This is a genomic window from Tardiphaga robiniae (genome assembly GCF_013359755.1).
GTDB lineage: Bacteria > Pseudomonadota > Alphaproteobacteria > Rhizobiales > Xanthobacteraceae > Tardiphaga > Tardiphaga robiniae.
The window spans coordinates 317,597-336,385 of sequence record NZ_JABMCJ010000085.1; the positions used below are offsets into that span (position 1 = coordinate 317,597).

Annotated in this window: 15 protein-coding genes; 4 read left to right on the forward strand and 11 right to left on the reverse strand. The window is 61.6% G+C overall.

The window, feature by feature from the left end; all coding sequences use genetic code 11:
• Window positions 1–64: 64 nt before the first annotated feature.
• On the reverse strand, window positions 65–2,452 hold the full coding sequence (locus HP556_RS17115; RefSeq protein WP_175367841.1) for an EAL domain-containing protein: 2,388 nt from the start codon (window positions 2,450–2,452) through the stop codon (window positions 65–67).
• Window positions 2,453–2,718: 266 nt separating this feature from the next.
• Window positions 2,719–2,994: a metal-sensitive transcriptional regulator gene (locus HP556_RS17120; protein WP_089266249.1), complete on the reverse strand. Its 276-nt coding sequence runs from the start codon at window positions 2,992–2,994 to the stop codon at window positions 2,719–2,721.
• On the opposite strand from HP556_RS17120, the gene HP556_RS17125 reads away from it, so the two are divergent.
• A complete protein-coding gene (locus HP556_RS17125) occupies window positions 2,993–5,428 on the forward strand; it encodes a heavy metal translocating P-type ATPase (RefSeq protein ID WP_175367842.1) in 2,436 nt (811 codons plus the stop codon). The two genes, HP556_RS17120 and HP556_RS17125, sit on opposite strands and share 2 nt — an antisense overlap.
• A 253-nt stretch (window positions 5,429–5,681) precedes the next feature.
• Here the strand turns inward: HP556_RS17125 and HP556_RS17130 are convergent, their stop codons facing one another.
• Window positions 5,682–6,575 carry a LysR family transcriptional regulator gene (locus HP556_RS17130; RefSeq protein WP_089266250.1) on the reverse strand — a complete coding sequence of 298 codons (894 nt, stop codon included), beginning with the start codon at window positions 6,573–6,575 and terminating at the stop codon, window positions 5,682–5,684.
• A gap of 32 nt (window positions 6,576–6,607) precedes the next feature.
• Window positions 6,608–7,573 (reverse strand): thioredoxin-disulfide reductase, encoded by a 966-nt coding sequence (gene trxB / locus HP556_RS17135; RefSeq protein WP_175367843.1) that lies wholly within the window; start codon window positions 7,571–7,573, stop codon window positions 6,608–6,610.
• A 261-nt stretch (window positions 7,574–7,834) separates the two neighbouring features.
• On the opposite strand from trxB, the gene HP556_RS17140 reads away from it, so the two are divergent.
• Window positions 7,835–8,314: an Lrp/AsnC family transcriptional regulator gene (locus tag HP556_RS17140; protein WP_068730339.1), complete on the forward strand. Its 480-nt coding sequence runs from the start codon at window positions 7,835–7,837 to the stop codon at window positions 8,312–8,314.
• A 144-nt stretch (window positions 8,315–8,458) separates the two neighbouring features.
• Here the strand turns inward: HP556_RS17140 and HP556_RS17145 are convergent, their stop codons facing one another.
• The 4 genes from HP556_RS17145 to HP556_RS17160 form a co-directional block, all read right to left on the reverse strand.
• Window positions 8,459–8,863, reverse strand: coding sequence for a DoxX family protein (locus HP556_RS17145; protein WP_093757105.1), 405 nt, complete (start codon window positions 8,861–8,863; stop codon window positions 8,459–8,461).
• 202 nt (window positions 8,864–9,065) lie between these two features.
• Window positions 9,066–9,542, reverse strand: coding sequence for a transcription elongation factor GreA (gene greA, locus HP556_RS17150; protein WP_068728727.1), 477 nt, complete (start codon window positions 9,540–9,542; stop codon window positions 9,066–9,068).
• A gap of 197 nt (window positions 9,543–9,739) precedes the next feature.
• Window positions 9,740–13,204, reverse strand: a complete 3,465-nt coding sequence (carB, locus tag HP556_RS17155; RefSeq protein ID WP_093757104.1) for a carbamoyl-phosphate synthase large subunit — start codon at window positions 13,202–13,204, stop codon at window positions 9,740–9,742.
• Window positions 13,205–13,375: 171 nt separating this feature from the next.
• Window positions 13,376–14,548: an MFS transporter gene (locus HP556_RS17160; protein ID WP_175367844.1), complete on the reverse strand. Its 1,173-nt coding sequence runs from the start codon at window positions 14,546–14,548 to the stop codon at window positions 13,376–13,378.
• A 115-nt stretch (window positions 14,549–14,663) separates the two neighbouring features.
• On the opposite strand from HP556_RS17160, the gene HP556_RS17165 reads away from it, so the two are divergent.
• Window positions 14,664–15,029: an ArsR/SmtB family transcription factor gene (locus tag HP556_RS17165; RefSeq protein WP_089265920.1), complete on the forward strand. Its 366-nt coding sequence runs from the start codon at window positions 14,664–14,666 to the stop codon at window positions 15,027–15,029.
• A gap of 217 nt (window positions 15,030–15,246) precedes the next feature.
• Here the strand turns inward: HP556_RS17165 and HP556_RS17170 are convergent, their stop codons facing one another.
• Window positions 15,247–15,942 (reverse strand): class I SAM-dependent methyltransferase, encoded by a 696-nt coding sequence (locus HP556_RS17170; protein ID WP_175367845.1) that lies wholly within the window; start codon window positions 15,940–15,942, stop codon window positions 15,247–15,249.
• A 264-nt stretch (window positions 15,943–16,206) separates the two neighbouring features.
• Here HP556_RS17170 and HP556_RS17175 point away from each other — a divergent pair, with 264 nt between their 5' ends.
• A complete protein-coding gene (locus HP556_RS17175) occupies window positions 16,207–16,698 on the forward strand; it encodes a Dps family protein (protein WP_089266251.1) in 492 nt (163 codons plus the stop codon).
• Between the two features lie 95 nt (window positions 16,699–16,793).
• Here the strand turns inward: HP556_RS17175 and HP556_RS17180 are convergent, their stop codons facing one another.
• The gene (locus HP556_RS17180) at window positions 16,794–17,771 is read right to left on the reverse strand and encodes a Bug family tripartite tricarboxylate transporter substrate binding protein (RefSeq protein WP_175367846.1); all 978 of its coding nucleotides are present in this window, start codon (window positions 17,769–17,771) and stop codon (window positions 16,794–16,796) included.
• A 123-nt stretch (window positions 17,772–17,894) separates the two neighbouring features.
• Window positions 17,895–18,743 (reverse strand): fumarylacetoacetate hydrolase family protein, encoded by an 849-nt coding sequence (locus tag HP556_RS17185; protein ID WP_175367847.1) that lies wholly within the window; start codon window positions 18,741–18,743, stop codon window positions 17,895–17,897.
• Window positions 18,744–18,789: the final 46 nt, after the last annotated feature.

Below are 18,789 nucleotides of genomic sequence, written 5' to 3' on the forward strand. Positions count from 1 at the left end.
AAGCGCGCGAGACCTTCGCGCGTTTTTTGTCGTTGGTATGACCGCGACGGTGGGGTGTTCACGCCTATGCTGAAATGGCGATATCTCCGGCGGGTGAAGTCACCCCTTGGGTGACTTCACGGAAGTTGTCTATGTCAGCCGGACGGCCGAGCAGATAGCCCTGCGCCTCGTCGCATTTCTCGTCGCGCAGGAATGCGAATTCCGCTTCGGTTTCCACGCCTTCGGCGAGCACCGGTAGCCCAAGCCCGCGGCCGAGGCCGAGGACGGCGCGCACGATTGCTGCTGCCTGGCTGTTGGTGTTCACCGACCTGATGAATGATCCGTCGATCTTGATCTTGTCGAAAGGGAATGCGCGCAGGTTCGACAGCGACGAGTAGCCGGTGCCGAAGTCATCCATGGCGATGTGAACGCCGAGCGCCTTGATCCGGCGAAGTGTCAACAATGCGCGATCGAAGTCGCGGATCAGCGCAGTCTCGGTGATCTCCAGTTCGAGCCGATGCGGGGGCAGGCCAGTTTCCAGCAAGACCTCATGGACGGTTGCGACAAAGCTATCGTGGTGGATCTGAACCGCCGAGACATTGACCGCGATGGTCAACGGATGCTTCCACGTCGCCGCTTCACGGCAGGCGGCGCGCAGCACCCATTCGCCGATGCCGAGAATGGCACCGGTGTCTTCCGCAATCGGAATGAAGATGTCGGGGCGAATATTGCCGCGGATGGGATGGTTCCAGCGCAGCAGTGCCTCGAAGCCGATCACGCGGCCCGACTCCATGGTGCCCTGGGGCTGATAGACCACTTTCAGCTGATTGGCATCGATGGCGTTGCGCAGATCGTGTTCGAGCAGCCGGCGGTCGCGCACGGCTTCCCCCATTGCAGGTTCGAAGAAGCGCCAGGTCGCGCGACCTTCGGATTTGGCGCGGTAGAGCGCGGTGTCGGCGCAAGCCAGCAACGTGTCGCGATCACTGGAGTCGTCGGGGCAGAGTGCGATGCCGACACTGGCGGTGACGCTGCCGAGTTCGAAGGTGGCATCCTTGCTTCGGAATGCTTCCAGTATCCTGTCGGCGAACTGACTCGCAGCTGCGGGCGAAGTCAGGTTCGGCAAGAGAATGGCGAACTCGTCGCCGCCAAGACGCGCCATCATCTCGCCTTCGCCAAGCAGGGCGGTGATGCGCGCCGTTACGCTCTTGAGGACCTTGTCGCCGGCGGCGTGGCCGAACAGGTCATTAACCTGTTTGAACTGATCGAGATCCAAAGCGAGTACGGCGAGCGGGCGGTCCTTGGATAGTGTCGCAATCTCCTGATCGATTCGATCATGGAACGTGCCGCGATTAGGCAGTCCGGTCAGGGAGTCGTAGTGGGCGAGATAGCGGATGTGCTGCTCGGCCTGCTTGCGTTCGCGGAGGTCGCGTACGGCGATGACCTGATGTGGCTTCCCCGCAAAGTCGATTCCACGCAGGATCAATTCAACCGGAATCGTCTGGCCGTCGCGCTGCCGCAGGCTCGCTTCCACCGATTTGTCAGGCTGGCTAATGATCTGCGTTCGCGTATCGCTATCGGGGAAGCAGTCTTGCAGACGCCCGCCAATCAGCAATTCAGCGGACGATCCCGCCAGCGCGGCGAAGGACGTGTTGACCGTGACGATCGTGTCGCCGTCGCACACCAGCAGGCCTTCGACGGCAGCATTGGCGAGTCCGCGCATGCGGTCGGCTTCGAGATCGGAGCGGCGGTGATCACGGATATCCAGCACGATGCCAGCCAGCGCCAGGCCAATGATGGCGAAGCTGATCAATGAGACGCCAAGTGCGAGCCATCCGGCGGGGATGGTCAGCGGCGAGACGGCGATGGTCGGATCCGGGGTGATCGTGACCGCGCTCATCGCCGTGAAATGGTGACTGCAGATCGCGAGCGTCAGCAGCAGCGCGCCGCTGATCTTCCAGCGCAGGGTGGTGCCATGCAACCCTACCGGAAGCGCGATCGCGCCGAGCACGGCTCCCAATACGATCGAGACGATGACGAGCGTCGTATCCCAGTTGATGCGCGCCTGAAGTTCGAAGGCGGCCATGCCGGTGTAATGCATCGCCGCGATGCCGCCCGCGACGACGGCGCCGCCGATCCAGAGGCCGGCACGAAAATTCGGGATCAACGATACGGCGAGGCCGGCGCCGGTCAGCAGCAGCGCGGCGATCAGCGAGACGACCGTAAGTACGATATTATAGCCGCTCGGCATCCCCGGCGAGAACGCCAGCATCGCTACGAAATGCGTGGCCCAGATGCCGAAGCCCGTGGAGATCGCGGATACCGCGAGCCAGACGAGGCGCATCTGGCCCGTGGCGCTTCGCGCATGACGGAGCAGGTTGATAGCAGCGAGGGACGCGATCGCGCAGATGATGGCCGCAAGTCCGACGAGCCTGAAATCATGGGCATTGGCGATGCAGTTATAGATCGTAAGCATGTACAGATACCGCGAGCGGGATTACCGCAATTGCGCGGGACGTTAGATATAAGTACGTAAAGACACGTAAATACCGGCGATCGGCGCTATTAGATCGCCCCGTGTGCTATCGCTGCGCATGCTTATCCAACCGTAAATTTTGCGGATATTCGCCGGCTCTTGATGACCTAAAGGTGTAGTCGCATTTCAGCGCCACCCTCGCCGGGCAAAAACCGTAACGACTGATCAACCGTCTTCCAACATCGTGCCCGCACGTCGCATTCGCGTCACCGGTCGACGCGGCTGACCACGTCCATCAACTCGGCAATCTTGCGGCGTTGATCGGCCTTGTCGCCTGACGAGATCGCGTGCTCAACGCAATGAGCGACATGGTCGCGCAGGATCTCTTCCTCGACGCGTCGCAACGCTGCGCGGGCCGCGGCGATCTGCGTAACCACATCGATGCAATAGCGGTCGGCCTCGACCATGCCGGCCAAGCCGCGGACCTGGCCTTCGATCCGTTTGAGGCGTTTTAAACAGGACGTCTTGATCTCGCTGCGCATGAGGTCCATATACCCCCATAGGGTATATGTTGCAAGAGGCGAGGTCACGGTGGCAGAGACGACTCATACGCATACGGGGCACGATGCCCACGCCGGTCACACGCATGGCGCGTGCTGTTCGCATGGTCACCATCACGACGAGGCTGCGCCGGCCAAAGTGCTCGATCCGGTCTGCGGCATGACCGTCGATCCCGCGACTGCCAAGAACCGTCTGATCTATCAGGGCCACGAATATTTCTTCTGTGGTGCGCGCTGCCGCGAGCGGTTCAATGCGGATCCCGAGAGTTTCCTGAAGCCGAAGGAGCCCGCGCCGCCGGCGCCGGCCGGCACCATCTATACTTGCCCGATGCATCCGGAAATTCGCCAGGAAGGGCCGGGCAGCTGTCCGATCTGCGGCATGGCGCTGGAGCCGGAGCAGGTCTCGCTCGACGACAAGCCCGATCCCGAACTGATCGACATGACCCGGCGCTTCTGGATCGCGCTGGCACTGACATTGCCGGTGTTCGTGCTGGAGATGGGTGCGCATCTCGGCCTGATGCAACTGGTATCGCAGACCACATCGAATTGGATCTCACTCGTGCTGGCGACACCCGTGGTGCTGTGGGCCGGCGCACCGTTCTTCGAACGTGGATGGCGCTCGGTGGTAACGCGCAATCTCAACATGTTCACGCTGATCGCCATGGGCACCGGTGTGGCGTGGATCTACAGCGTCGTGGCCACCTTCGCGCCCGGTCTGTTTCCCGACACGTTCCGTGACCATCACGGTGCAGTGGCGGTCTATTTCGAAGCCGCTGCTGTCATCACCGTGCTCGTGCTGCTCGGACAAGTGCTTGAGCTGCGTGCGCGCAATCAGACATCAGGTGCGATCCGCGCGCTGCTCGGTCTTGCACCGAAGACCGCGCGGCGCATCGGCAAGGACGGTGATGAGGACGTCGCCCTCGATACCATCGCCATCGGCGATTTGTTGCGGGTGCGGCCGGGCGAGAAAATTCCGGTCGACGGCGTCGTTACCGAGGGGCGTTCGTCGGTGGATGAATCCATGGTGACCGGCGAGTCCATGCCGGTGAGCAAGGCCGAAGGCGCGCGCGTCATCGGCGGCACAGTCAACCAGAGCGGCGGCCTCGTACTGCGGGCCGACAAGATCGGCCGCGATACGATGTTGTCGCGCATTGTCGACATGGTCGCGAAGGCTCAGCGCTCGCGTGCGCCGATCCAGCGTCTCGCGGATCGTGTCGCCGGCTGGTTCGTGCCGGCCGTGCTGGCTGCAGCGGTGATTGCATTCATCGCCTGGGCGACATTCGGGCCGGAGCCGCGGTTTTCGTTTGCGCTTGTTGCTGCGGTCACCGTGCTGATCATCGCGTGCCCCTGTGCGCTCGGTCTCGCCACGCCCATGTCGATCATGGTCGGCGTCGGTCGCGGCGCCCATGCCGGCATTCTGGTGCGTGACGCGCAGGCGCTGGAGCGCCTGGAAAGCATCGACACCATTGTGATCGACAAGACCGGTACGCTCACGGAAGGCAAGCCGAAACTGGTGAGCATCACGCCGGCGGAAGGGTTCAACGAAAGCGACATTCTGCAACTTGCTGCAAGTATCGAACGCTCCAGCGAGCATCCGTTGGCGCAAGCCATCGTCAATGAAGCAAAGCAACGCAATGTGGTGCTGAGCGATGCCAGTGACTTCGCCTCGCCGTCCGGCAAAGGCGCGTCGGGTGTGGTCAATGGCAAACGCGTTGCGCTGGGCAATGCGATGCTGATGAACGAATTGAAAGTGGACACAACGCGCTCCGACGGCGTCGCCGAACTGGCGCGGCAGAACGGTGCGACTGCCATCTTCGTTGCTATTGATGGCAGCGTCGCCGGTGCGATGGCGATTGCCGATCCCGTAAAGCCATCGGCGCAGGACACCTTGAAGAAGCTGCGCGCCGACGGCCTGCGGATCGTCATGCTCACCGGCGACAATGCGACGACGGCTAAAGCCGTGGCAAAGACACTGGGTATCGATGAGGTCGAGGCGGGTGTGTTGCCGGAGCGCAAGAGTGACGTGGTCACACGTCTGCGCGGCGAAGGCCGCCGGGTCGCCATGGTTGGCGATGGCGTCAACGATGCACCTGCGCTGGCTGCTGCGGATGTCGGCATCGCCATGGGGACCGGCACCGATGTCGCGATCGAGAGTGCTGGCGTGACGTTGCTGACCGGCGATCTGATGGGGCTGGTGCGCGCGCGCGAACTATCAAAGGCTGTGATGAGCAATATCCGTCAGAATCTGATTTTCGCCTTCATCTACAATGCGGCCGGCGTGCCGATTGCGGCCGGTGTGCTGTATCCGATCTTCGGCATCCTGCTGTCGCCGATGCTCGGCGCTGCAGCGATGGCGCTGTCCTCGGTGAGCGTGATCGGGAATGCGCTCCGGCTGGCGAAAGTGAAGCTGGACTGACAGTTCGCGGGCGCAAAAAAAAGCCGGACTCAAACGAGTCCGGCTCTGAGGTATTGGCCTCGAGAGGCCGACACAATCACCTTCCAAGAGGGATTACTGAGACTTCGCACCACTGGAGGAGGGGGACAAATGCGCAGCGCAAAATCTCAGCGTCTGAGAAGTATGATCCCTGAAGGTGGCATGCAGCAACGCATCACTTGGCATGTCTGACATGCTGGGAAGCGTGGGCATATCTGCCCTGAAATATTGCGGGTTAGGACGGCCAGCGCTGCGCCTTGCTGACGATGAAGTCGCGGAACACCTGCACACGGGCGACCGTCTTCAACTCTTCGGGATAGACAAAATAAGTGTCGAGTTGAATCGAGTCCGACTCACTGAAGAGCTGAACCAGACGATCGTTTTCTTCGACCAGGTAGTCCGGCAATGCTGCAATGCCCAAGCCCTGCTGGCAGGCGCGCATCAGGCCCAGAATATTGTTGACCTTGAAGTAGGGTTCGCGCGGGCCGGAGCCGTTGCGCCCGGCATCGATCAGCCAGCTGCGGTTTTGCAGGTGCGGTGACACCTGGGCGTCGCTGAGCATGATGATGCGGTGCCCGTCGAGTTCGTCGAGGGTGCGCGGGGTGCCGAAATGCTTGATATATTCCGGCGAGCAATAAGCGTGGAATCCCATGGCGAACAGCTTGCGCTGGATTAGGTCCGGCTGGGTCGGCTTACGGGTGCGGATGGCCACATCGGCTTCGCGCATCGACAGGTCGAGTTCTTCGTCGGTGACGATCAGCGAAATGCGGATTTCCGGATAAAGCGCGGTGAACTCGCCAAGGCGCGGGATCAGCCAGTTGATGCCGACGCCCGGGGTTGTGGTCACCTTGAGGTCGCCGCTCGGCCGCTCGCGGCTGTCGGTCAGCTTTGCGCGGGCCGCCTGGAGTTGCATGAACACGTCATGAGCGGTGCGGAACAGCAGGTCGCCCTGTTCGGTGAGGATCAGACCGCGGGCGTGGCGGTGGAACAGCGAGACCGCCAGCTCCTGCTCGAGCGCGCTCACCTGTCGTGAGACTGCCGACTGCGACAGGCCCAGTTGCTCGCCTGCATGCGTGAAGCTCCCCGCTTCCGCCGCCGCGTGAAACACCTTCAGCTTGTCCCAGTCCATATCTGTAAATCCGTCGCGGGTTCGTTTGATCATCATTCGGCCGCTGCGCGGTCATGAGCATGCGCGGCAAGATAGCGTTCGGCTTCGAGGGCGGCCATGCAGCCCATGCCGGCGGCAGTGACCGCCTGCCGATAGGTTTCATCCGCCACGTCGCCGGCGGCGAACACGCCGGGCATCGAGGTTGCGGTGGAATTTGGAGCCACTTCGACATAGCCCGAGGGCTTCAACTTTATCTGGCCCTTGATGAGTTCGGTCGCGGGCGCGTGGCCGATGGCAATGAAGACGCCGTCGGCTGGCACCTGAGTGATGGTGCCGGTCTTGACGTTCTTCAGGCGCACATGGGTGACCTTGGCCGGGCCTTCGGTGCCGCAGATCTCGTCGAGCGCCGAGTCCCAGACCACCTTGATCTTCGGGTGCTTGAACAGTCGCTCCTGCAGGATGCGCTCGGCGCGGAAATGGTCGCGGCGATGCACGATGGTGACCTGCGAGGCGAAATTGGTCAGGAACAAAGCTTCCTCGACGGCCGTGTTGCCGCCGCCGACCACGATCACTTCCTTGTTGCGATAGAAGAATCCGTCGCAGGTGGCACAGGCGGATACGCCGCCGCCCTGGAATTTCTCTTCCGACGGGATACCGAGCCAGCGCGCCTGTGCGCCGGTGGCCAGGATCACGGTTTCGGCCAGATAGACGTCGCCGCTGTCGCAGGTCAGGCGAAACGGACGCTGGCTCAGATCCATGTCACTGACCAGATCGGTGACGATCTTGGTGCCGACATGATGAGCCTGCTTCTCCATCTGCTCCATCAGCCAGGGACCCTGAATGACGTCGGCGAAGCCCGGATAGTTCTCGACATCCGTCGTGATGGTCAGCTGGCCGCCGGGCTGAATCCCCTGGATCAGGACGGGCTCGAGCATCGCGCGTGCGGCGTAGATAGCGGCAGTGTAGCCAGCCGGGCCTGAGCCGATGATGACGACTTTGGCATGGATGGGGGCGGCCATGGTCGAGTCCCTTTCTGAAGGGAAATTGGTCATTGCTGAGGCGAAATGTGCCGGCGAACACGTCGCTGCGGCGTCGAAAGTCTTGTCTGCTAGTGTAGAATATCTGGCGAGCCATGCAAGAATTGCAATTCGTCCCGGCAATTTTTCCCCCGGAGACACTTAATTTCTGCGATGCACGCGCAATAAAATTGCGCAAGTTGCGGCTCCTGCGCTAAGAGAGTTCAAACGGTTTGTTTGAATACCAGCCAGGATCCGCGCCGCGTGCCGAAAAGCCTAGACGACATCGACCTCAAAATTCTCAGCGAAATCCAGGCCGACGGCCGAATCACCAATGTGGAACTCGCCAAGCGCGTTGGCATCTCGCCGCCGCCCTGCCTGCGGCGGGTCCGGACGCTGGAAGAGGCTGGCTATATCCAGGGCTACCGCGGGTTGCTGGATCCCCGATTGCTCGGTTTCGACGTTACCGTGTTCGCCTCGGTCCACCTGTCGAGCCAGGCGGATGCCGATCTCAAGGCGTTCGAGGATTTCGTCCGCAAGGAGCCTTTGGTGCGGGAGTGCTGGATGCTGTCGGGCGAGATCGACTTCATCCTGAAATGCGTGGCGCCCGACATGGCGACCTTTCAGGATTTCGTCGGCCATCTCACAGCCGCACCGCATGTCCGCAATGTCCGCACGTCTCTGGTTCTGCAGAATTCGAAATACGCAGCCGCCGTGCCGCTCGAGCTGAGGGCCGCGGATTAGCAGTACTTTCTAAGAGCGAAGGGCGCTGACCGTGAAGTCAGCGCCCTTTCTTTGTGTAGGATGGGTAGAGCGAAGCGAAACCCATCACCTGAATGTGTGCACCGATGGGTTTCGCGAAGACGCTCTACCCATCCTACCGTTCAATCAGCTCTTCTTGCGCAGTATCGCGTCGAGGCTGATCGGGCCCCCGCCTGACGTCGCAAGATAGAGGCAGGAGAAGCAGAACAGGATGGCAGCGGTGCCGCCGTTCAGCAGCGGCAGGAAAACCGGATCCGCGCCTTTAAACATGTGACCGAGGAAGTAAGCGAAAGCCATTTCGCCGGCGAGGATGAACGCAACTGGGCGCGTGAACAGGCCGAGCAGCAGCAGCGCACCGCCGACGAGTTCAAGCGTTGCCGCGACCTGGATCAACGGCGGGATATTCGCGAAATAGGGCAGAACCGGAAATTTGAAGATCTTGGCGATGCCATACTGCAGCAACAGCAGGCCGGTGATGAAGCGGAAAAGACTTAGTGCAGCAGGCTGAAATTTAGCGAAGGCTTGGTCCATGTCATTAGTCCCCCTGTGATGACCATCGTTTCTAGCATTACTGCAATGCAAAATGCTGGTCACTCTCGTGTGAAAACACGTGAGCTGTGGAAGTATTCCAGAAGTTTCCGTGAGTGGCGATGGCTGGATACCGCAATCAGGGGACAATAAAAAAAGCCGCGCATCATGCGCGGCTTTCTTGTTTCGCGTTGAGCGCTGTCGATCAGCGCCACTCGACCTTGGTGATCTCATAGGCCTTGGCCCCGCCGGGAGCGACGACTTCGACCGATGCGCCTTTGCTCTTGCCGATCAGCGCACGCGCCAGTGGCGAGGTAATCGAGATGCGACCTTTCTTGGCATCGGCCTCGGGCTCGCCGACGATCTGCCAGACCGCCTTCTTCTCGGTGTCCTCATCGATCAGCGTCACGGTCGCGCCGAACTTGATGGTATCGCCGGACAGCTTCGAGATATCGATGATATCGGCGCGGGCGAGCTTGTCTTCGATATCGCTGATGCGGCCTTCATTATGCGACTGCTCTTCCTTGGCGGCGTGATACTCGGCATTTTCCGAGAGGTCGCCATGGGAGCGCGCTTCGGCGATCTGTTCGATGATCCGCGGACGGTGCACCGACTGACGTTCCTTCAGCTCGACCTCCAGCGCAGCGTAGCCACCTGCTGTCATCGGGACCTTCTCAACCATTCTCTTCGTCCTCTAACGTCATGCGGAACGCGGCGGCGCGCGCATGAAACCATTCGTTCTGCAAGATGTCGGCTTGGCTGCGCTTGCAGCCAGTTCAGACGCCGGCTTCGAGTGCCGAAACAAAACAAAGACGCGACCGGTGAGTTCCGGTCGTGCCTTGCCTAGCTGATCTCGTCGGACCTGCAGTCCGCCCGAATTCAGGCTTCGGAAAAGTAACTCTGCAATGTGCGGACCTCAAGGTCCCCGCCCAGATAGGCCCGGACGCCCTGTGCAGCCGCCACGGCACCCGAAAGAGTGGTGTAATACGGTACTTTATGCAAGAGGGCAGCCCGCCGCAGCGAGCGGCTGTCGGCCAGGGCCTGCGGCCCGTCGGTGGTGTTCAGAACCAGCTGAATCTCGCCATTGGTGATGGCATCGACGATGTGCGGCCGGCCTTCCAGCACCTTGTTGATCTTCTCGGCCGGGACGCCGTTGTCGACCAGGAAGCGCTGGGTCCCTGACGTCGCGAGCACCTTGAAGCCGTTCGACGAGAGCAGCTTCACTGCATCGAGAATGCGCGTCTTGTCGCTTTCGCGCACGGACACGAACACAGTGCCACTGCGCGGCACGCGGGTGCCGCCGCCGAGCTGGCTCTTGGCGAAGGCGATTTCGAACGAGCGATCGATGCCCATCACTTCGCCGGTGGAGCGCATCTCCGGGCCGAGCACCGTATCGACGCCGGGGAAGCGCGCGAACGGGAAGACCGATTCCTTGACGCCGACATGGTCGAGCTTGCGCTTCTTCAGATTGAAGTCGGCGAGCTTCTCGCCGGCCATGATACGCGCGGCGATCTTGGCCACCGGCATGCCCATCACCTTGGCAACGAAAGGCACCGTGCGCGACGCGCGCGGATTGACTTCTAGCACGTAGATGTCGCGATCCTTGACCGCGAACTGCACGTTCATCAGTCCTACCACGTCGAGGCCGAGCGCCATGTCGCGGGTCTGGCGTTCGAGTTCGGCGATCATGTCGTCGTCGAGCGAATGCGGCGGCAGCGAGCAGGCCGAGTCGCCGGAGTGAATGCCAGCTTCCTCGATATGCTCCATGATGCCGACGATGAAGGTATCCTTGCCATCGCACAGGCAGTCGACGTCGACTTCGATGGCATCCGACAGGTAGCGATCGAACAGCAGCGGATTGGTACCGAGCACCGTATTGATCTGGCCGGTCTTGTCGTTCGGATAGCGCGCCTTGACGTCGCCAGGCACCAGCTCCGGCAGCGTGCCGAGCAGGTAATCGCCGAGCTGGCTTTCCTCGCGGATGATCTGCATCGCGCGGCCGCCGAGCACGTAGGACGGACGCACCACCAGCGGCAGGCCGAGATCGGCTGCGACGAGGCGGGCCTGTTCGACCGAATAGGCGATGCCGTTCTTCGGCTGCTTGAGCTTGAGCTTGTCGAGGATGCGCTTGAAGCGATCGCGATCTTCGGCAAGATCGATGGCATCCGGCGAGGTACCGAGGATCGGCACGTCGGCGGCTTCCAGCGCGCGCGCGAGCTTCAGCGGGGTCTGGCCGCCGAACTGCACGATCACGCCATGCAGCGTGCCGTTCTGACGTTCGGTGTCGATGATCTCGAGCACATCTTCGGCAGTCAGCGGTTCGAAATACAGGCGATCCGCCGTGTCGTAGTCGGTCGACACGGTCTCCGGATTGCAGTTGACCATGATGGTTTCGTAGCCGGCGTCGGCGAGCGCGAAGCAGGCGTGACAGCAGCAATAGTCGAACTCGATGCCCTGGCCGATACGGTTCGGGCCGCCGCCAAGAATGATGACCTTGTTCTTGTCCGACGGCTGACTCTCGTCGGCGAAGCTGCCGGCGAAGGACGACTCATAGGTCGAATACATGTAAGCGGTCGGCGAGGCGAATTCGGCGGCGCAGGTGTCGATGCGCTTGAACACCGGGCGCACATCGAGCGAGCGGCGCAGGGCCTTGACGTCGGCCTCGGTCTTGCCGGCGAGCACGGCGAGGCGCGCGTCGGAGAAGCCCATGGCCTTCAGCGTCCGCATGCCGAAGGCGTTGGCGGGCAGGCCATTGGCTTTCACCTTGGCTTCCATTTCGACAATGCCGCGCATCTCGGCGAGGAACCACGGATCGATCTTGCAGGAGTTGAAGATTTCCTCGTCGGTCCAGCCCAGACGCATGGCCTGGCCAACCTGCAACAGACGGTCCGGCGTCGGCGTGCCGAGTGCAGCGCGGATGGCGTTCTTGTCGTCGCCGCGGCCGAGATCCTCGATCTCGATTTCGTCGAGACCGGTCAGGCCGGTTTCAAGTCCGCGCAGCGCCTTCTGCAAGCTTTCCTGGAATGTGCGGCCGATGGCCATCACTTCGCCGACCGACTTCATCGACGTCGTCAGCGTGCGCGATGCGCCGGGGAATTTCTCGAAGGCGAAACGGGGAATCTTGGTGACGACATAGTCGATGGTCGGCTCGAACGACGCAGGCGTTGCGCCGCCGGTGATGTCGTTGGCGATTTCGTCCAGCGTATAGCCGACAGCGAGCTTCGCTGCGACCTTGGCGATCGGGAAGCCGGTGGCCTTCGAGGCCAGCGCCGATGAGCGCGACACGCGCGGATTCATTTCGATCACGACCATGCGGCCGTCGGCAGGATTGACGCCGAACTGCACGTTGGAGCCGCCGGTCTCGACGCCGATCTCGCGCAACACCGCCAGCGAGGCGTCGCGCATGATCTGATATTCTTTATCGGTCAACGTCAGCGCCGGCGCGACGGTGATGGAGTCGCCGGTATGCACGCCCATCGGATCGAGATTCTCGATCGAGCAGATGATGATGCAGTTGTCCTTCTTGTCGCGGACGACTTCCATCTCGTACTCTTTCCAGCCGAGCACTGACTCTTCGATCAGCACTTCGTTGGTCGGAGACGCGTCGAGGCCGCGCTCGATGATGTCGAGGAATTCTTCGCGGTTATAGGCAATGCCGCCGCCGGTGCCGCCCATGGTGAAGGACGGGCGGATGATCGCGGGCAAACCAATTTCAGACAGCGCCATCAGCGCCTGGCCGAGGGCATGCTCCTGATAACGCTTGCGGCGGTCGCCTTCATGCAGCACCCACTGCCGCTCGTGCTCGGCCAGTGCGTCGCCCGTCAGCTTGGCTTTTTCGGCCTGATGCTGCTCGCGATACTGCTTCTTCAGTGCGGATGCGTTGGCGAGCCGCGACTTCGGCGTCTCCAGGCCAATCTTCGTCATCGCCTCGCGAAACAGCTGGCGGTCTTCGGCCTTGTCGATGGCCTCGGCGGTGGCGCCGATCATCTCGACGTCAAACTTCTCCAGCGTGCCCTGCTGGCGCAGCGACAGCGCGCAGTTCAGCGCGGTCTGGCCGCCCATGGTCGGCAGCAGCGCAAAACCCTTGGAGCGGTCGCCGCGCTCCTTCTCAATGATCTTGGCGACGATCTCGGGTGTGATCGGCTCGATATAGGTCGCGTCCGCCAGTTCCGGGTCCGTCATGATCGTGGCCGGATTGGAATTGACCAGAACGATCCGGTAGCCCTCTTCCTTGAGCGTCTTGACGGCTTGTGTGCCCGAATAGTCGAACTCGCAGGCCTGGCCGATCACGATAGGACCGGCGCCGATGATCAGGATGGTGGATATGTCGGTGCGTTTTGGCATTTAAACTCGCGGTGGTGACAAATCGGCACAAAAAAAGGGCGCGCATACGCGCGTCCCTCGGGCCCGGGCGCCAAACCAGCCATTGACCCCTCAGGGAGCCATAGGCCGATCCTCGCGCGCGGCTGTCTTTAGACCACTATAACGGGGCGGGGAAGGCTTTTGAAGGTGCCATCAACCGGCAATTTGGGCCGGTTTCGGGCGCTTCAGAAGGTGTCCGGCGAGGACGAGCGCGAGGGCTGCCGCCTCGGCGCAGCCGCCGATCCAGCCGAGGTGGTTGGAGCTCAATGTCGACAGCACCACGCCGCCCAACGCGCTGCCGGCGGCAAAGCCGATATACATGGCCGAGGCGTTCAGCGAGAGCGCGATGACCGAGGCTTCCGGCGTGACGCGCACGAGATGTGCGACCTGTCCGGGATAGAACATCCAGCCGGCAATGCCCTGGGTAAAAATGAAGACCAGAAACAGCACGCCCGCAGTGGCGGGCGGCGCGAATGTCAGGGCCACCGATTGCAGCGTCAGTGACAGCATCATGCCGATCAGGCCCAGCGTCGAGGTCCGGAGCGGCCCGATACGGTCGGACATCGCGCCGCCCAGGGTATTTCCGATGGCCGCAGCGACGCCAAAGACCAGCAGTGCCAGACTGATTCCGTTGGCGTCAAAGCCGAGCCGATGCAGCGGCACAGCCAGATAGGTGAATGAGGTAAAGCCCCCGAGGCCCCACATGCAGGTTACGGCAAGGGTTTTCAGCACTTCGGGATGGCGCGCAACGGCGAGCCTCTGACCGAGGGTGGCAGCAGTGCGCGGCAAACCGCGGGGCAATCCCAGCAGCAGCCCGGCCAATGCGACGGCGCCGAGCGCTGCGACCATCACGAACGTCGACCGCCAGCCAAAATGACTGCCGACCCAGGTTCCGAGCGGCACGCCCAGAACCGTCGCCACCGTCAGGCCGGAGATCACCAGCGACGCGGCGCGGCCACGGCGTTCCGGTGCAGCGATCGCGATTGCGACGGCCATGGCGGTCGGCATGCACAGTCCGGCGCCCACGGCCATCAGCATGCGCGACAGCAGGAGCGTGCCGAATGTGGTCGCAACGGCCGCCAAAAGATTTCCGACGATGAAACAGACCAGCGCCAGCGAGACGACGGTGCGGCGGTCAAAATTGCTGAACAGCACAGCCAGGATCGGCGAGCCGATGGCATAGGTGATGGCGTAAACGGTGACCAATTGTCCCGTGACCGCCAACGTGACATTCAGGTCCGCTGCCATGATTGGAAGAAGACCAGCAATTACAAATGCTTCGGTCCCAATCGCAAATGCCGCCAGGGCCAGCCAGAAGACGCTCATCGCCAAATCCTTAGTTCAATTCTCGTTGAACTATCGATGCGGCAATGCAAAATGTCAAATGGTTCAAGAAATATTGAACATTGCGACAGCCGGGCGGAATCAGTATTGAGGAGTCATGAGCCGAATTCTCCCGCATCCCACGCGCGAACAGATCGAATTGCCTGGCGTGATGGATTGCCTGAGCGATCCGATCCGGCTGGCGATCGTCTATAATCTGGCCAAACGCGAGAAAGAGGTCGGAGAATTGCGCTGCGGCGATTTTTACGGCCTCAGCGGCAAGTCCAATCTCGCCTATCATTTTGCGAAACTGCGCGAGGCCGGCCTGATGGAAACGCGCGCGGTGGGGACGGCGAGGTTGATGAAACTGCGCCGCGAAGATCTCGAGAGCAGGTTTCCGGGTTTGCTGGATGCGGTGCTCGCATCGGCCGAGCGCGATGCCGAACGCCTGCAGCTTCCGGTGCTGGAATTCACCGAAGCCTGACAGCGCCGACGCGCGGGTCGCCGACGCACTGGTGAATGTCTGAAAGGTTGGAGGCCCAGCCTGGACTTGAACCAGGATAAAGAGCGATGCATCGCCCCCGCGTAGACATTTCCGCCACCGGGCCGAGCACAATGTTACCGATCACGGGGTAGCGATCCACCTCAAGTTTTGTAAACCTTCTGTTAACCTTAATCGTCCGTTTGCCCTAGCCGATACCTCAGAATGCGTGATGGGCGACAAAGGTCATGCGCGAGGAATTATGGCCGATATTGACCGGCGCCCGCGACGCCCGGAAACCGGCCACGGTCAGCTTGGCCAGCATCTCCGCCTCGCTGTAGCGCTGCAGGCCGACCTTGGTGCGCAACTGGCGGTAGTCCGAGAGGGCCGTGCGCACGAGGCCCATGAAAGCATCCCAGAGAAAGCCGTGTTCCCGGGCAAGCTTCAACAACGCCATGACGTCGGTCGCCATGCCGACATCGGGCTGCAGGATGTCGCCGACCACCAGCTTGCCGCCAGGCGCCAGCAGCCGCTTGATGATCGCAAAGGCATCGTCGAGTTCGGGGCCTGTCATGTACTGAGCCACCGAATTCATGACAGCCAGGTCGATCGACTGCGCCGTCATGTTGCGCAACTCTTCCAGCGACCGGACCCGGATTTTGGTGTTGGGCGCGAAGCGGGCGACCAGTCGGCCGCGAACGCCAGGCGCGGGCTCTGCCAGGATCAGCTTGCTGCAGGCATTGGCCACTTTGGCGGCCGAGAGTGCTTCGCCGCAGGCGTAGTCGAGCACGACGGCATCCTGAGAGGCGATGTAGCCAATGATATCGCGGGCGATGATCTCAAAATGCACGTCACGATGCAGCTTGCTCGCATAAATCGTATGCGTGGAATCGTAATAATCGATCCAATCTTCCATCGTCTGCCCGGCCCGATTGTTGTTCCCGTGTCGGGAACCCCTATATTTGTGATGCGTTGAAACGGTCTAGAGCGTTTTCAGGCGCGTGGGAAACCGCCTTTCCTTCAAGAACCGCAGTTTTCGGAAATTTGCAGTGCTTTCCGTCAAGACCACTCCGATTTTTCCTGAAATCTTCCGCCCTGACGACAACCCTCCAGCCATCAAATCATCCGACACGGGAAGGTAAGTAACGTGAGCACCAAGACATCGAAAATCGCTGCCGAAATGAATACCCCGACTGACCTCTCAGCCGACGCCGTGGAGAAGGTGGCCAAGGCGCTGAACGGGTTGCTCGCCGACGCTTTCGCGCTTTACCTGAAGACCAAGAATTTTCACTGGCATCTCAGCGGGCGCCATTTCCGCGACTATCACCTGATGCTCGACGAGCAGTCCGACCAGATTTTTGCGACGACAGATCCGTTGGCGGAACGCGTGCGCAAGATCGGCGGTCGCACGCTGCGTTCGATCGGCGAAGTCGCCAAGCTGCAGACCATCAAGGACAATGACGAGGCCTATGTGCCGCCGGTGGAGATGCTGCGCGAGCTGATGAACGACAACAAGAAGATGGCAGCGGCGATGCGCAAGGCTCACGAGGTCTGCGACGACGCCAAGGACATCGCCAGCGCCAGTCTGCTTGAAAACTACATCGACGACACCGAGCGCCGCACCTGGTTCCTGTTCGAAGCGTCGCAGCAGGAAGGCGGCAACGAGGCGTAAGCTTCGTTCCCGATTGAATATGTCAAAGCGCCCGCTTCACAGCGGGCGTTTTCATGTGGAGATGCCGTTGTTCGGCACCAAGCGCAGGGCCGCGGTTATTCAGGCTGAATGCCGAGTTCCTGAATCGTCTTGCCTGTGGCGACGAGCTCGGCGTCGAAAAAGCGCTTCGCGCCCGCAGGCGTGACGACGTCGCCGGAGGCGACGTCGAAGCCGAGCACGGGCGCGCGCTCCTGCACGTCCGGCGATTTCAGGGCCTGCGCAATCTCGGCACTGAGTTTGTCGACGATCTCGGCAGGTGTCCCGGTCGGGGCCATCATCATGAACCAGCCTTGCAGATCCGCGCCCTTCAACGTCTCGGCGATCGCGGGTACATCCGGCAATGAATCGACGCGCTTGTTACCGGCAATGGCGAGTGCTCGCAGCGTACCGGCCTTGATGAAGGACTCAGCCACCGATGCGGACTGGATCGTCACCTGGGTGCGTCCGGTCAGGCTGTCCTGGATCGCGTTGGTGATGGTGTTGTAAGGGACCAGGACGAAACTGGTGCCCGCCTGCTTGTTGATGGTTTGTGCGATCAGGCCGGAAATGTTGCGCGCGCCGTCGACCGCCATGCTCAGGGAGCCGGGAGCGGATTTTTCAAGCGCGATCAATTCCGCCAGCGTTTTGGCTTTTACTTCGGGATTGACGAGCAGGACGTGGTTGCTCCGCGCCACCATCGCCACCGGCACGAAATCCTTCACGGGGTCGTAGGGCAGCTTCTTGAACGTGTAGGGATTGGTAACCAGCGCCGCCGATGTCGCGAACAGGAAAGTGTAGCCGTCAGGCGCGGCGCGCGCGACCGTCTGTGCGCCGACGAGGTTCGCGGCGCCCGGGCGGTTCTCAACGATGAACTGTTGTCCGAGTGCGCGGGACAGTTTCTCGGCGACGATGCGGCACAGCACATCCGGGCTGTTGCCCGCCGCCTGCGGCACCACGATCGTCACCGGCTTTTGCGGCCATGATTGCGCATAGGCGGGCAGCGCGAGGCAAAGAATGCTGCCGGTCAACAAGATACGACGGGACAATGTGAGCATGGACTTCCTCCTGAAATGGATGGCCTGCGATTTCTGATCGCTTGTTGGGGCGCGCTTTCGAACGAGCGGGTCTTTGTCGTGAGAAGCAGCCCGCGGCGCTGGCGGTGCGGGCTGCCGCTTGCATCAGGTCTCGTCGGCCACGCCGTTGCGCAGCACGCCGAGCCGGTCGATCTCGACCTCGACGATATCGCCCGGCTTCAGCCAAAGTGGAGGCGTACGCTTGGCGCCCACGCCGCCCGGCGTGCCGGTGGCGATCACGTCGCCCGGCTCAAGGCGGGTAAAGGACGAGCAGTATTCGATCTGACGCGGGATATCGAAGATCATCTGATCGATGGTGGCGTCCTGCACGACCTGGCCATTGACGCGGGTCTGCAGTCGCAACGGCGCAACATCGCCGAGTTCGTCCGGCGTCATCATCCAGGGACCGAAGCCGCCAGTCTCCGGAAAATTCTTGCCGGGCGTGAACTGATGGGTGTGACGCTGGAAATCGCGCACGCTGCCTTCGTTGTAGCAGGCATAGCCGGCGATATGGCTCCATGCATCGGCTTGCGTGATGTGTCGTCCCGGCTTGCCGATGATGATCGCGAGTTCGCCTTCGAAGTCGAGGTGGGTCGAGACCTTCGGCCGGATGATATTGGTGAGATGACCAGTCTGGCTGTTGGCAAAGCGGCCGAACACCGTGGGATTGTCGACTTCGGCGCGTCCGGTTTCCTTGCGGTGCATTTCATAGTTCAGGCCGATGCAGAGAATCTTGTCCGGATTTGGAATGACCGGCAACCAGGTGATCTCGGCGGTCGGGACGCGCTTGGCGTTGCCGGCTGCATCACGCACCACGGACAGCGCGTCGGCTGCAATGACGGATTTGAGATCGGGATAGCGCGCTCCAAGAACCGCGCCGATGTCGAGCGCCTCGTCGCCCTCGATCACACCCCAGGTCTTGCTGATGCCGATCTGAAAACTTGCCAATTTCATCGTAATGTCCTCGTTCTGGAAGCTCTGTGTCCGTGGGGAATGCTGG